This is a genomic window from Pseudomonas sp. S09G 359 (assembly GCF_002843605.1).
Classification (GTDB): domain Bacteria; phylum Pseudomonadota; class Gammaproteobacteria; order Pseudomonadales; family Pseudomonadaceae; genus Aquipseudomonas.
In genome coordinates this window covers 3,903,924-3,918,093 of the sequence record NZ_CP025263.1, presented here as the reverse complement: position 1 = coordinate 3,918,093, position 14,170 = coordinate 3,903,924, and the positions used below count along the sequence as shown (strand labels likewise).

Below are 14,170 nucleotides of genomic sequence, written 5' to 3'. Positions count from 1 at the left end.
GTGAAGTCCTGGCCGGTCGAACCCGTGTGCGTCCTAACAGATACATAGAGTACTTATTGAAGCAGATTCAAGCAGTGCGCCAGGTCAGAACATCCAATTATTTGGAAAAAAGCGGGTGTTTGCTGTCAGACGTTGCCGAAAATTCAACAGCACGTAAGGCAAAAGGCTTTCGCTTCCGGTGCCAGGGCGTGTAGCGTTAGCCCCGGTGTTTCCGGCCCTGCCTACCAGGGGCAGAGGGCGATGGGCTGAGGGACGGTCATGGCGCAAACGCTGTTCAAGCTTTTCTTTACCCAACGCCTGGCTGCCTTGGCCAGCACCGAGTCGCTGCGCGCGATCCGCGAGGGGTTGCTGTGGATCCTGCCGTGCCTGTTGGTGTCGGCAGGGTTTCTGATCCTGTCTGAATCCGCCCGCGTGCTGGGTTTCGCCCCCGAGGTGGTTACGTTTCTGGCCGGGCTGCACAACCAGATCAGCTCGGTGATCCCGCTGCTGGTGGCCGCCTCCATTGGTTATATGCTGGCGATTCAGCATCGCCTGCCTCAATTGCCGGTGGCGTTTCTGTGCCTCGCTCATGTGGTGGTGGCGACGTTTATCCTGCGTGACTACCCACGGGCTTCAGCGACATTTTTGCTGTTTATCGCCATCGCCTCACCGTTGCTGAATGTGCCGGCCATTGCCTGGCTGCACCGTTACCGTTGGACCCGGCTGGTCAACGAGGACCTGGTGGGGCACAACCTGCGTGGCACCATCAATATGGTGGTGCCCGGTGCCATCACTGCCCTGGTATTAGTCGCGGCGCTGTCGTTGCTGTTGCAGGTGCCGTATGTGGCGCAGATCCAGGGCCCGCAGGTGCTGGACACCCTGGCGTCGCCCTATGGCAGCGGTTTGTTTGTGACCCTGATGAATTCGCTGTTGTGGTTTTTCGGGATCCACGGCGTGTATGCGATGCAGCCGCTGTTCGACGTGCTGGACCAGGCGGTGGTGCTCAATGGTGCGGCCTCGGCGGCGGGCGAGCCGATCAGGTATATGTTGAACAGCGGCCTGCTGGGTAGCTTTGCGTTTATCGGCGGCTCAGGTGGCGCGTTGTGCCTGTTGCTGGCGATCCTGCTGTTTTCCCGGAGCCAGTCCATGCGGCTGGTGGCGGTGGCGAGTTTGCCGCTGTCGCTGTTCAACGTCAGCGAGGTGCTGTTGTTCGGCTTGCCGATCATCCTCAACCCGCGGCTGTTTATTCCGTTTCTGGCGGTGCCGGCCATCAATGCGATGCTGGCGTTGACGGTGGTGCAGATGGGCTGGGTGTCGCCTGCGGTCGTCAGCGTGCCGTTCACCGCACCGGTGTTGCTCAACGCCTACCTGAGTACCCACGGCGACCTGGCGGCTGTCGCGCTGCAACTGGCGTTGTTGGGCCTGGGTACCTTGGTGTACGCGCCTTACGTTCGGGCGATGCATCGCCAGCCCGCAGAAGGTGGCACGGTTTACCTCAAGTCCCTGGACATGACCTTTCGTGGCCTTGAGGAAAAAGGCCGGCTGCGTGAGTTGGACCCGGTGCTGGCGTCCCACCGGACCCTGGCACGCCAGGCCAGTGAGCTGAGCCGTATCCAGCAGATCAGCGACTATGAGTTTTACCTCGAATTCCAGCCCCAGGTCTCTACGCGTACCGGGCTGTGCACCGGGTGCGAAGCGCTGATGCGCGCCCGCGATGCCCAGGGCACGGTGCATTCGCCCTGGGAGTTCCTGCAATGGTTGGCCCAGGCGCGGTTGATGCCGGATGTGGATGTGTGGGTGGCGTCCCAGGCGATTCGGCAGTACCAGAAGTGGCAGAAGCTCGGCTTCGCCTTGCCGATGACGATCAATATTTCCAGCGCCACGCTGACCGACGCCGCCTATGGCGAGCGTCTGGTGGGAATTCTCGCGCAGGCCCATGGGCAGGTGTCGGTGGAGATCACCGAAGACGCGCTGGTGACCGATATTCAGGCCACGCGCCAGGTTATCCGCAAGCTGCAGGCCATCGGCGCCAAGGTCTATATCGATGACTTTGGCACCGGGTTTTCGGCCTTGAGTTACTTGCACCAGTTTCCGGTGGACTTTATCAAGATCGACCGCAGTTTCGTGGTGGCCCAGCACGACCCCAAAGGCGCCCAGGTGATGACCGGTATCCTGCGTTTTTGCGAGGCGCTGAGCCTGGGCGTGGTGGTGGAGGGCGTGGAGACCGCCGAGCAGTTGGCCTTCCTCAACACCGGTGCCGAGTTGATTATCCAGGGCTGGTATTTCAGCAAGGCGCTGCCGGGGGATCAGGTGGAAAGCTTTGTGCGTGAGCGTGCGGCCCTGGCGCAGGCCTAGTAGCTGCGCCGGGTCTGTTCGATGTCTTCGATCAGGCTGTCGATGCCCGCCAGACGCGCGCGGTTGTCGTGGTCCCAGGGGTGGAAGCTTGGTTTGAAGTAGTGCAACCAAGGACGCAGCATCCGTGGGAAAACGCCCTTAGGCCCATACAGAAATTTCAGCATGCGCCAGAAGCCCTTCAGGTGCCCACCCGACTTGCGGTCGGCAATCAGCAGGCGCAGGTGGAAGTCCAGCACCACCAGCCAGAAGAACACCGTGGTGGTCAACATGCTGCCGGTGCGCAGCAGGTAGCGCTTGGGCCCGGGCTTGATCACCGTGTTCCACACATCGAAGGCCACGGCCTTGTGTTCGGTTTCTTCGAGGGCGTGCCAGTACCACATCTGCTGGTAACCCTTGAGCGAATCGCCGAAGCGCGACGGATCGCTCAGCAGGATTTCCGCGAGCATCGCCGTGTAGTGTTCAAGGGCAATGGTGATCGCCAGGTTGAACGACGGTGCGAAGTGTTTTTTCTGCAGGTCGAGGATGAATTTCAGCCGGCGATCCAGGGTATGCGCCGGCAACCCGGCGGCTTGCAGCAGGTCGTTGTAGGCCACATGTTCACGGCTGTGCATGGCTTCCTGGCCGATGAAACCCTGGATCTGCTTTTTCAGCGCGGGGTCGTCGATGCGCTGGCGGTAGTGACGCACGCTGTCCATGAAAAACAGCTCGCCCTGCGGGAACAGCAGCGATAGCGCATTGAAAAAATGCGTGATGAATGGACCCTGTTCGTGCCAGTTGGTGATGCGCTCGGCGGGCAGGTCGAAATGAATGTCGCGGCGAATCGGCAACATAGTGCGTGCTCCTGGTCAGAGGCGAGGCTCGTCGTTGGTTTCAAACACCGGCGTGCGCGGCTTGGGCGCCATGCGCTTGCTGGCGAACACCACCAAGGCCTGGTAGGCCGCCGGCAGGCAACGGGCGAGCAGGTCGAGAAAATACGCGTCGCGGCCGATCAGTACGCGGCGTTTGTTTTTGCGTACGCCGTGCAGGATCACCTTGGCGGCTTGGTCGGCGTCGGTGATAAAGAGCTTTTCGAAGTCGGCGCGGGCTTGTTGCTCGCTGTGGATCAGAAAGCCGGTCATGTTCGCGTCGATCCGGCTGCTGCGGCAGATATCCGTGCGGATGCCGCCCGGGTGCACGCACGTGGCTGATACGCCGCAGCGTTGCATGTCGAGTTCCTGGCGCAGGGATTCGGTAAAGCCGCGCACCGCAAACTTGGTGGCGTTGTAGCCGCTCATGCCGGGTTGGGCAAACAAGCCGAACACGCTGGAAGTGTTGACCACGTGGCCGTCGCCACTGGCCTTGAGGTGCGGCAGGAATGCCTTGGTGCCGTGGACCACCCCCCAGAAATTGATGCCGACGATCCACTCCAGGTCGGCGTAGTCCACACCTTCGACGGTACTCGACAGGGCCACGCCGGCATTGTTGAACACCAGGTTGACCTCGCCATGCTCGGCAACACAGCGCGTGGCCCAATCCTCCATGGCCTGGCGGTCGGATACGTCCAATACCTGCGTGGTGACCAGTACGGGCGACAAGGTTGAAGACTTGACCAGCGCCTGGGTCTGTTCCAGCCCCTGGCGGTTTTTGTCCGCCAGCGCCAGGTGGCAACCTTCGCGCGCCAAGGCCAGGGCCAATGCGCGACCCATGCCGGAGGCTGCGCCGGTAATGGCCGCCACGCGGCCGTTGAATGACTTCATGACAGGCTTCCTTCAGCAGTGGCGTGGGACGGCGGGCAGGCACGGGCGGGTGCGTCGATCGGCAGCAGGTTGGCCACGTAATCCTTGAGCGCAAACTGGCGCGTCACCTGCTTGAAGCGCCAGGTCGAACCGGGCCAGAGGGTGGTGTTCTTGCCGGTGCGTGGGTCCAGGTACCAGCTCTGGCAGCCGCCGGTGTTCCAGATGGTGCGTTTGAGTTGATCTTGCAGGCGCTGGTTGTAGGCGCTTTCCACGTCAGGCTTGACGTCCACGCTGGCAATGCGATGCCGCTGCATCTGCCGGAGCGCATCGAGGATGTAGGTCACTTGCGCCTCGATCATCAGGATCATCGAGTTGTGCCCCAGGCCGGTGTTGGGCCCCACGATCAAAAACAGGTTGGGGTAACCCGGCACCGTGGTGCCCTTGTAGGCATGCGCGCCGTCGTGCCAGGTGTCGATCAGGTCCACACCGTTGCGCCCGATGATGCAGTCGCGGGGCAGGGGATCGGTGGCCTGGAAGCCAGTGCCGAAGATCAGGCAGTCGGCGGGGTGCTTGATGCCGTCGGTGGTGATCACGCCATCCGCTTCGATGCGCGCCACGGCGTCGGTCACCACGGCGACATTGCTGCGCGTCAGCGCCGGGTAGTAGTCATTGGAAATCAGCACGCGCTTGCAGCCGATGGTGTAGTCCGGGGTCAGGGTCTTGCGCAGGGAAGGGCGGGCCACCTGTTTGCGCAGGTGACGCTGGGCGATTTTCTGCACCATTGTCATCAGCCGCGGGTGCAGTGCAAAACCCACCACGCGGCCTTCGAGCGCCCAGTAGAACGCGCTGCGTACCAGGCGCTGGGTGAACGGCAGGTGTTTGAACAACAGGCGTTCGAACGGCGAAATTGCGCGGTCGGGCTTGGGCATGATCCATGGAGGGGTGCGCTGAAACAGATCCAGGTGGGCCACCTGCGGCGCAATCTGCGGCACGAACTGAATGGCACTGGCGCCGGTGCCGATCACCGCCACGCGTTTGCCCTTCAGCGAATACTCATGGTCCCACTGCTGGGAGTGAAAGCGCTTGCCCTTGAAACTGTCCAGCCCGGGAATGTCCGGCAACGCCGGGCGTGACAGGCCGCCCATGCCCGACACCAGCACCCGCGCGCTCACTTCGCGGCCGTCGCTGAAGCTCAATTGCCAACGTTGCTGCGGCTCATCAAATACCGCGCGTTGCAGGCCCATGCCAAAACGCAGGTAGGGCGCCAGCTCGAAGCGCGTGGCGCATTGCTCCAGGTAGGCACGGATTTCCGCCTGCGGCGCGAACTGCCGCGTCCAGTCCGGGTTCGGCGCAAAGGAAAACGAATACACATGCGACTGCACATCACAGGCGCAGCCAGGGTAGTGGTTGTCGCGCCAGGTACCGCCGAGGGTCTGCGCCTGTTCGGCGATAAAGAAGTCGGTGAACCCGGCTTCCTTGAGCTTGATGGCCATGCACAGGCCGGCAAAGCCTGAGCCAATGATGGCGATGTCGATTGAATCGGGCATCGGACGTGCTCCTTTTTTGTTTTGTCTTTTAGATAGAACACCATTGCAAAGGAAAATTTAATTAATTATTTTAAAAAAGATTTTAAATAATCTACCTGAAAATATCGCCTACGCTAGTCCCGGGTTTCTCACGTGCGATTTGTCCGACGGATAACAGGGCATGCACAACGTTTAGGTCCAGGGGCGGGCGGTGTGCTGAGGCCTTGATCAATTCCGGTCAGGCCGCCAGCGGCAGGGAAGCAGAGGACCGAGCTATGGCTGTTGAGTGGGTTATTGCTGCGGCTGCGTTTATCGGCATCAGTGCCGCACTGTGGGGGTTCAGTCGCCGGATGACACGGCGTATTGAAGCCGCTGTGCCGATCAACGGGCGTTTCATCGAGGTCAATGGTGAACGCTTTCATTATGTAGAAGAGGGCAAGGGGCCCCCGCTGGTGATGATCCACGGGCTGATGGGCAGCAGTCGCAACCTGACCTATGCCTTGTCCGGCCAGTTACGCGAGCAGTTCCGGGTGATCACCCTTGACCGCCCGGGGTCGGGTTATTCCACCCGCAGTAAAGGCACCGCTGCGGACCTGCCGGCGCAGGCAAGCCAAGTGGCGGCGTTTATCGACGCGCTGGGCCTGGATAAACCGCTGGTGCTGGGCCATTCCCTTGGCGGCGCGCTTGCCCTGGCGCTGGCCCTCGACCATCCCGACGCGGTATCGGGCCTGGTACTGGTGGCGCCGCTGACCCATCCCCAACCCACCTTGCCCGTGGTGTTCTGGTCGCTGGCGGTGCGACCGGCCTGGCTGCGGCGTTGGGTGGCACACACACTGACGGTGCCCATCGGCCTGCTGACGCGTCATGCGGTGGTCAAGGGCGTGTTCGCGCCGGACCCGGCCCCCGAGGATTTCGCCACCCGTGGCGGTGGGCTGCTGGGCATGCGCCCGGACAACTTCTACGCCGCCTCCAGCGAGATTGCGCTGGTCAACGATTACCTGCCGGGCATGGTCAAGCGCTACCCGCAACTGACCCTGCCCATCAGCCTGATCTATGGCGCGCAGGACCGGGTGCTGGACTTTCGCCGGCACGGCCAGGCCCTGGCCGACCGGGTGCCAGGCCTCAAGCTGCAGGTGGTGGAGGGGCGTGGCCATATGCTGCCGATCACCGCCACGGCGCGGGTGGTCGAGGCGGTGGAGCATCTGGCCAAACGCGTTCGGCCTGCGCAAACCGCCACGTTGTTGCACCCGCCCTTTGCGCTGGCGAACAAATAATCGTGGACCTCGTTGCCGGTTCTTACGTCCGAAATGCTTGGCCTAGAGACCTGACCAAACGGCTGAAAATGAGACTGCTCAGTCACGTAAAAAAGGCCTCGAAAAAGTAGTTGACGACCTAACGATTCCGCGCTATTTATTTAAAAAAATATTTCAATATTTATTTTGAAATGATTTTTGAAATGCCTAAGAGCGAATAAAAATGAAAACAACGCCTTTTATCGCATGGTTGAATTCCCGGAGCATCCAGCGCTCCCTGAACCTGTTTTCTGTGTCCCTGCCAACCTGCCTCATCCGGAGGCTGCCATGAATCAGACATTGGCAGCTCCAAGCGCATGGACTGACGGCAAGCGCCACTTGTGGTGGCTGGGCATCATGCCCCTGGCCACTCCGCTGCTGTCCGGCGCCCTGGCCATCGCCACCGGTATCCAGCAACTGTGGTGGGTCGGCGTGCTGGTGATTTTCGGCCTGATCCCACTGATCGACGGCCTGCTCGGTGAAGACGTGAGCAACCCGCCTGAATCCGCCGTCAGCCAGCTGGAATCCCAGAGCTACTACCGCTGGATCGTCTACACCGGCGTGGTGTTGGTGATCTCGTCGGTGGTGATCACCGGCTGGCTGGCGGCAGGCGGTATCGAGTGGATCATCCAGGGTGGCCTGTTGCAGGCGGCCGCTAACCTTGAGCCCTCCAGCTGGCTGTCCCACGCGGCCGGCTACATCACCGCGCGCACCCAATTGCATGGCGACCCGAGCTGGTTCACCTACCTGGGCATGGCCATGTCGACGGGTGCCGCCACCGGCATTGCGATCAACACCGCCCATGAGTTGGGCCACAAGCCCAATGCATTCGAAGTGTTCCTGGCCAAGGTGACCCTGGCGCCGACCTTCTACGGGCACTTCTACACCGAACACAACCGTGGCCATCACGTGCGCGTCGCCACCCCGGAAGACCCGGCCAGCTCGCGCCTGGGGGAGAGCTTCTGGGCCTTCCTGCCGCGCTCGGTGTGGTTCAGCGCGCGCTCGGCCTGGAACCTGGAGCGCGAACGCCTGCGCAAACTCGGCCTGCCGGCCTGGCACTGGCAGAACGGCGTGCTCAGTGCCTGGATGTACAGCCTGGTGTTGTGGGGCGCGATGATTGCCTGGCTGGGGGCGGCGGTGATTCCGTTCCTGATCATTCAGGGCATCTACGGGTTCTCGCTGCTGGAAGTGGTGAACTATGTGGAACACTACGGCCTTAAACGCCAGAAGTTGCCCAACGGTCGTTATGAACGCTGTTCGCCAAGGCACTCCTGGAACAGCAACCGTATTGTTACCAATATCTTTCTATTCCAGTTGCAACGGCATTCTGATCACCATGCCAACCCCACGCGTAGTTATCAGTCGTTGCGCCACTTTGATGAGTCACCGCAACTTCCCTATGGTTACGCGAGCATGATTGTCTGGGCCTATGTGCCGTACTTATGGCGGCGGCGCATGGACCATAGAGTGCTCAACCATTATGCCGGGGATATTACCCTGACTAATCTTCAGCCTTCACAGCGGTTGAAGTATTTGGAGAAGTACAGCAACAGCGCCAAACCCTTCTGATCTGACGTAACAGCGTGTGCAGGCTCGGGGCTTTATGCCGCGCAGGATTTTATCGCCCCGGCGTTGCCCAGTAAGTTGCAAGAACGTTGTTTGACCCGAACAAAAATAATTAAAGGGAAGGACGTACACCATGCAAGCACCTGCCAAGTTCACCAGCCATATCCTGTTGGCTGCCCTGGGCCTGATCGCCTATCACCAGGCCCAGGCGGCCCGTATCGAGCCTGCCGGCAGCGCCTTTACCGCCCAAGGCCCGATCAGTTTTTCCAAGGGCGCGCTGATCAGTGCCGACTGCACCATCAAGGTGGCCGGCAAGGTCGCTGCCGATGGCACCTCGGTGAACGTCGACAAAGTCGAATTTGACGGCGGCCTCAAGTGCAGTCGAGTCGAAGCCATCAACTTGCCGTGGGTATTGGTCGCCAAAGACACCAAGAGCGGTTCCATGTCGAAGATCAGCGTGGATGTTCACGCGTTCGGCTTGGGCGGCAAGTGTGGCCCCTCGACGGCGGAGGGTACTTGGGATAACGCCACCGGCAAGTTGGAAGCCGCCAACGTGCCAATTGGCGAAGACTGCAAGATCAAAACGGTGTCGATCAAGATGCCACCGAACTTCAAAGTTGTTGAATAAGCGTCGGATGTTGAAGCGGTAATTGAATTGAAATTTGGCTGGAAAGGGACGTTCTGCAGTTTCACCGTGACTTCTCGTTCATGGCCATTACCCCCTGGCGAATTGACTCGCCATAACATGTGAGGAATAACAATGAAAAGTTTGAAAACCCTCGTATCGTTGTCTGCTTTGGCTGTTTGCATGGGTGCTGCTTCGATGGCTAACGCCGTCTCCATCACCCCCAATCCAACCTCCTTCACCACGCCTGCCAGCACGATTGCCGTCAGTTCGCCAGCTTCCCTTGGCGCCGCGGTGAACTGTGGCATCAACTTCACCGGTTCTGTTGCCACTGGCGGTGCTAACGCATCGATCACCGGTGCCACCGTGACCGGTGGTGGGCTGTGTGGTGTGCCTGTGCTGCTGGGCCTGCCTTGGACATTGACGCCTACCGGCGGCGGTCCAACCCTGTGGACCGGCACCGTTTCCGGGGTCAACTTCAACATTCTTGGCGACTGCGCGACCAGCCCGGTCACCATCAATGTGACGTTCGATAACGCCACCAACACCCTGAGCATCCCGTCTGCCCAAACGGTCGGCAAGTGCAAGATCACCAAGCTCGACGTTCACCCAGATCCGAAGTTCGTAATTGTGCCTTGAAACCACGGGCTGGTTTGACGTGGTGATCACACGTTGAAACAAGCAGGTGCCTCGCAAGAGGCACCTGCTGCGGCGAACCATATCGGGGCAACCGAGCATGGTGGAAAACAATAATAAGGAGTGGAGCATGAATAATAAGAAACAGCAGGCGCACGCATTCCTCGGGCTGGCGTTGTTGGGAGGCTTGATTGCTACTGCCGGGTCAGCACATGCAGGCGGGTTCTCTACTCCGACGTTTGGGGCGGAAGGCTGGGGTCGCGCGTTTGGTGGTGGCTCGTTGTTCAAGAATGATCCGTCATCGGCCTATAACAACCCAGCGGCCATGGCGTTCATCGATCGCAATATTTCGCAGTTTAACGTTGACTATGCGCGCATCAATATCAAGTACAAGGGTACGGCCAAAGACTATGCTGGCAATCCAACTTCGGTGACGACCATCGACCCCGATACGTTTGATATCACCTCAGTGCCGCGCACCGGTGATGGCGGGCAGGGCGGTTTTACCGCGTGGCTGCCGACCGGCTTCATGGTCATGCCCCTGGGTGATCGTTTCGCCTTCGGCCTCAGCCAGGTGGTGCCCATGGGCGCGCGTACTACCTGGGATGACGACTGGAAGGGCCGCGATTTCGCCGTCGACACACGTATCGAAACCGTGGGGTTGACCGGCTCGCTGTCGTTCAAGGTCAACGACGAATTTTCCATCGGTGCGGGTGCGATTGTTCAGCACACCAAAGGCTTCGTCAGCCAGAACGTTGACTTGTATGCCGCGGCCGCGCTTGCCCCGAACTCGATTCCATTCCCGGCGGGCGTCGGTTATTCGCTGATGCGCGTCAAAGTCGACAATACCTCGGTGGGCTGGTTTGCCGGCCTGGCCTGGAAGCCGACACTGCAAGACACCGTCGGCTTGAACTACCACGCCAAGATCAAGAACAAACTCGAAGGTAAGTACAACATCTACGCCGACCCAGGCTCGACGGGGCTGATCGAGGCAGGGGTGCCGGGTATTTTGTACCCCGGCCTCAACCTGCAAATGAACGGTAAAGCCACAACCCAACTGGATGTTCCTGCCAACGCGTCCATCGACTGGGTACACAGCTTCACCGGCAGCCTTGACCGCCTGACCCTCGGTGCCAGTGTCACCTGGACCCAATGGTCATCGTTCAAAAGCCTGACCTTGAAGTCTGAGGGCTCGACCATCGTGGCCATCCCTTACAACTACAAGGACGCCTGGATGGTCTCCCTCGGTGGCGACTACCGGCTCACTGACGACTTCACCCTGCGCGCCGGTGTTGCGACGGACCAGACGCCAACCCGTAACTCCACCCGCGATCCACGTATTCCGGATGGCGATCGGATTTTCACCTCCTTGGGCTTCGGCTATAAAATTCGTGCGATCCCGGGCCTCGGTATCGACGGTTCCTACTCCCACCAGTTCGTGGAAAAAGCCAAGTTGAAAACCCAGAACCAGGATCGCCTGGGTGGCGCAACCCTGGATGGCAAAGCCGATGCCTATGGCGATGTCGTGAGCCTGGGGGTGACCTACGAGTTCTGACCCTGTGCAACCTGCCGCAGGGCCGGCTTGAACTGGCAGTCAGCGCATCTTTCTGCCTGTTTCACACTGGCCCTGCATCGACGGGTTGCCCACGCGACCCGTTGCGATTTTTCTCATAGACCCACCAATCAGGCTGACCCATTCAGCCGCTGATTTTTTCGCCAAATGATTAAATAAAAATTTCAAAACAAAATTTGAATTTAGCTTTACAAGTTTGTAGTGTGGCTTTACAGCGCAGTTCATTTTGACCTGCCACGCGTAGGCCACGCCCTGAATCGAGTAGAGGTATCCCCATGCTTATCTGGTTATTGGTGGGTTTCGCAGCTGCGATTGCCCTGGCGTATCGACAAGCCGCCGCGACCCTGTGGTTAGGCGCTGGCCTGCTCTGGCTGGCGGCGGGTTACCTGTTTAACGTGGTCGAGGGGTTCGGCGCCAGTGTCGCGGCCGTGCTCGTGGTGTTGCCAGCGTTGCTGATGACGATCAAACCCCTGCGCCGCGCGCTGTTGACCAGCAAGGCGCTGGGCCTGTTTCGTTCGATCATGCCGGCGATGTCCGACACCGAGCGCGCCGCCATCGAGTCTGGCACCGTGTGGTGGGACGCCGAATTGTTCAGCGGCAAACCCGACTGGCAGCGCCTGTTGCAAGCCGCGCCGGCCAGCCTGAGCGCCGAGGAGCAGGCGTTCCTCGACAACGAAGTGGAAACCCTGTGCGACATCGCCAACGACTGGGAAACCACCCAGGTCTGGCAGGACATGTCCCCTGAAGGCTGGCAGTACACCAAGGACGCCGGCTTCCTGGGCATGATCATTCCCAAGCAGTACGGCGGCAAAGGCTTCTCCCACTACGCGCACTCGCAAGTGGTGATGAAGCTGTCGACCCGCTGCTCGGCAGCGGCGATTTCGGTGATGGTGCCCAACTCCCTCGGCCCGGCCGAGCTGTTGCTGCATTACGGCACCGACGCCCAGCGCAACTACTACCTGCCGCGCCTGGCCCGGGGTGAAGACATCCCGTGCTTTGCCCTGACCAGCCCTTACGCCGGCTCGGATGCCGGGGCGATTCCGGACCTGGGCATTGTCTGCAAAGGCACCCATGAAGGCGAGGAAGTGCTGGGTTTCCGTGTGACCTGGGACAAGCGCTACATCACCCTCGGCCCCATCGCCACGGTGCTCGGCCTGGCGTTTCGAGCCGAAGACCCGGAAGGGTTGTTGGGCGCTCCCGGCTCGCTGGGCATCACCTGCGCGCTGATCCCGACCTCGCATCCGGGTGTCAACAGCGGTCGTCGCCATTGGCCGCTCAACGCGGTGTTCCAGAACGGTCCTACCACCGGCAAGGATGTTTTCATTCCGCTGGAGTGGGTGATCGGCGGCCGCGAACAAGTCGGCAACGGCTGGCGGATGTTGATGGAATGCCTGGCTGCCGGCCGCGCGATTTCCTTGCCTTCGGCCAACGTCGGCCTGGGTAAGGTGGCGGTGCGCGGGACTACCGCCTACGCGGCGATGCGCAAGCAGTTCGGCCTGCCCATCGGCAAGTTCGAAGGCGTGCAGGCGCCACTGGCGCGTATGGCCGGGCACCTGTATGCCTGCGATGCGGTACGCAAGGTGTCGGTGGCGTCCCTGGATGCGGGCGAGAAACCTTCGGTGATCTCGGCTATCGCCAAGTACCACGTGACCGAGCGCGCGCGCATGATCGTTAACGATGGCATGGACATCGTCGCCGGCAAGGGCATCTGCATGGGGCCCAATAACTTCCTGGCCCGCGCCTACCAGCAAAGCCCCATCGCCATCACGGTGGAGGGCGCGAACATCATGACGCGCTGCCTGATCATCTATGGCCAGGGCCTGATCCGTTGCCATCCCTACGTGTTCCGCGAGATGGAAGCGGCGCGCAACCCCGACCGGCGCAAAGCCCTGGAAGAGTTCGACCGTGCGATGTTCGGCCATGTGAGTTTTGTGCTGGCCAATACCGTACGCGCGGCGGTGCATGCGCTGACGGGCGGGCGGCTGCTTTCCGCGCCGGCCAAGACCGACCCGGCGCTGGCGCCTTACTACCGCCAGGCCAATCGGCTGTCGGTGGTGCTGGCGTTGATCTCGGATATTTCCATGGGCGTGCTGGGCGGCGCCCTCAAACGCAAGGAAAGTATCACCGGGCGTCTGGGGGATATTCTGTCGCAGCTGTACATCGTTTCCTGCGTGCTCAAACGCTTCGAGGATGACGGCCGGCCCCAGGCGGACCTGCCGCTGGTGCACTGGGCGGCCCAGGACGCGTTGCTCCGCGCCCATGAAGCGTTGGCCGAAGTGCTCGATAACTACCCCTCCAAAGCCGCCGCAGCGGTGGTGCGCGGCTTGAGCTTTCCGTTCGGTATCCCGCTGCGCAAACCGTCGGATCGGCTGTTGGCGCAGGTCGCCGATGTGGTGCAGACCCCAGGCGAGACCCGTGACCGTTTGCTGGCCAATTCCTACATCCCACGCCCGGAAATCGACAAGTTGGCCTACGGCGAATTGGGCTTCCGCCTGTTGCCGCAGGTGGAGTTGATCGACGCCCGGCTCAAGCCGGCCATCAAGCAAGGCCTGCTCGAACCGATGCCGATCTCCGCCACCGCCTTTACCGCCTGGCGCGTCAAGGCGCGGGCGCTGGAACTGATCAGCGAAGACGAAGAGGCGTTGCTGGCGCGCTATGTGGAATACGCCGATCACGGCATCCAGGTGGATGACTTCCCGCAGGACTTTGGTTTGCTGGAGGCCTTGCAACAGCGCAAGCAAGCGCTGGAACCGACCACCAAACGCCGCAATAGCCAAGCCGAAAACGCCCCGGTCAACTAGAACAAACGCGGTCCAAATGTGGGAGGGGGCTTGCCCCCGATAGCGGTGGTTCAACCAATGAGTCGGTGACTGGTGGATTGCTATCGGGGGCAAGCCCCCTCC

10 protein-coding genes are annotated in these 14,170 nt (G+C 60.9%); 7 read left to right on the top strand and 3 right to left on the bottom strand.

Annotated features, from left to right (window positions below; genetic code table 11):
* The first annotated feature begins 258 nt into the window (after positions 1-258).
* A complete protein-coding gene (locus CXQ82_RS17665) occupies positions 259-2,334 on the top strand; it encodes an EAL domain-containing protein (protein WP_101271264.1) in 2,076 nt (691 codons plus the stop codon).
* On the opposite strand, the gene CXQ82_RS17660 is transcribed toward CXQ82_RS17665, so the two are convergent.
* From CXQ82_RS17660 to CXQ82_RS17650, 3 genes are read right to left on the bottom strand one after another with little or no spacing between them, the layout of a single operon-like run.
* The gene (locus CXQ82_RS17660) at positions 2,331-3,164 is read right to left on the bottom strand and encodes a metal-dependent hydrolase (protein ID WP_101271262.1); all 834 of its coding nucleotides are present in this window, start codon (positions 3,162-3,164) and stop codon (positions 2,331-2,333) included. The genes CXQ82_RS17665 and CXQ82_RS17660 overlap by 4 nt on opposite strands.
* Positions 3,165-3,179: 15 nt before the next feature.
* Positions 3,180-4,070 (bottom strand): SDR family oxidoreductase, encoded by an 891-nt coding sequence (locus CXQ82_RS17655; protein WP_101271260.1) that lies wholly within the window; start codon positions 4,068-4,070, stop codon positions 3,180-3,182.
* Positions 4,067-5,596, bottom strand: a complete 1,530-nt coding sequence (locus tag CXQ82_RS17650) for an NAD(P)/FAD-dependent oxidoreductase (RefSeq protein WP_101271258.1) — start codon at positions 5,594-5,596, stop codon at positions 4,067-4,069. The genes CXQ82_RS17655 and CXQ82_RS17650 overlap by 4 nt, the downstream gene beginning before the upstream one ends.
* A gap of 254 nt (positions 5,597-5,850) precedes the next feature.
* Here CXQ82_RS17650 and CXQ82_RS17645 point away from each other — a divergent pair, with 254 nt between their 5' ends.
* The 6 genes from CXQ82_RS17645 to CXQ82_RS17620 all read left to right on the top strand — a co-directional run bounded on the left by CXQ82_RS17645 (position 5,851) and on the right by CXQ82_RS17620 (position 14,068).
* Complete coding sequence (locus tag CXQ82_RS17645) at positions 5,851-6,849, top strand: alpha/beta fold hydrolase (RefSeq protein ID WP_101271256.1); 999 nt, start codon at positions 5,851-5,853, stop codon at positions 6,847-6,849.
* 306 nt (positions 6,850-7,155) lie between these two features.
* Entirely contained in the window at positions 7,156-8,436 is a 1,281-nt protein-coding gene (locus CXQ82_RS17640; protein WP_101271254.1) for an alkane 1-monooxygenase, read from the top strand.
* 130 nt (positions 8,437-8,566) lie between these two features.
* Positions 8,567-9,061, top strand: coding sequence for an alkane oxidation protein activator PraA (praA, locus tag CXQ82_RS17635; protein ID WP_101271252.1), 495 nt, complete (start codon positions 8,567-8,569; stop codon positions 9,059-9,061).
* A 132-nt stretch (positions 9,062-9,193) separates the two neighbouring features.
* Positions 9,194-9,697, top strand: a complete 504-nt coding sequence (gene praB / locus CXQ82_RS17630; RefSeq protein ID WP_101271250.1) for an alkane oxidation protein activator PraB — start codon at positions 9,194-9,196, stop codon at positions 9,695-9,697.
* Positions 9,698-9,824: 127 nt separating this feature from the next.
* Positions 9,825-11,249 (top strand): outer membrane protein transport protein, encoded by a 1,425-nt coding sequence (locus CXQ82_RS17625; protein ID WP_101271248.1) that lies wholly within the window; start codon positions 9,825-9,827, stop codon positions 11,247-11,249.
* Positions 11,250-11,542: 293 nt separating this feature from the next.
* Positions 11,543-14,068 (top strand): acyl-CoA dehydrogenase, encoded by a 2,526-nt coding sequence (locus tag CXQ82_RS17620; protein WP_101271246.1) that lies wholly within the window; start codon positions 11,543-11,545, stop codon positions 14,066-14,068.
* Positions 14,069-14,170: the final 102 nt, after the last annotated feature.

Coding starts and splice junctions, on each gene's coding strand:
- CXQ82_RS17660 (WP_101271262.1), bottom strand. CDS start 3,164: ATGTTGCCGATTCGCCGCGACATTCATTTCGACCTGCCCGCCGAGCGC.
- CXQ82_RS17640 (WP_101271254.1), top strand. CDS start 7,156: ATGAATCAGACATTGGCAGCTCCAAGCGCATGGACTGACGGCAAGCGC.
- CXQ82_RS17645 (WP_101271256.1), top strand. CDS start 5,851: ATGGCTGTTGAGTGGGTTATTGCTGCGGCTGCGTTTATCGGCATCAGT.
- CXQ82_RS17650 (WP_101271258.1), bottom strand. CDS start 5,596: ATGCCCGATTCAATCGACATCGCCATCATTGGCTCAGGCTTTGCCGGC.
- CXQ82_RS17655 (WP_101271260.1), bottom strand. CDS start 4,070: ATGAAGTCATTCAACGGCCGCGTGGCGGCCATTACCGGCGCAGCCTCC.
- praB (WP_101271250.1), top strand. CDS start 9,194: ATGAAAAGTTTGAAAACCCTCGTATCGTTGTCTGCTTTGGCTGTTTGC.
- CXQ82_RS17625 (WP_101271248.1), top strand. CDS start 9,825: ATGAATAATAAGAAACAGCAGGCGCACGCATTCCTCGGGCTGGCGTTG.
- CXQ82_RS17665 (WP_101271264.1), top strand. CDS start 259: ATGGCGCAAACGCTGTTCAAGCTTTTCTTTACCCAACGCCTGGCTGCC.
- praA (WP_101271252.1), top strand. CDS start 8,567: ATGCAAGCACCTGCCAAGTTCACCAGCCATATCCTGTTGGCTGCCCTG.
- CXQ82_RS17620 (WP_101271246.1), top strand. CDS start 11,543: ATGCTTATCTGGTTATTGGTGGGTTTCGCAGCTGCGATTGCCCTGGCG.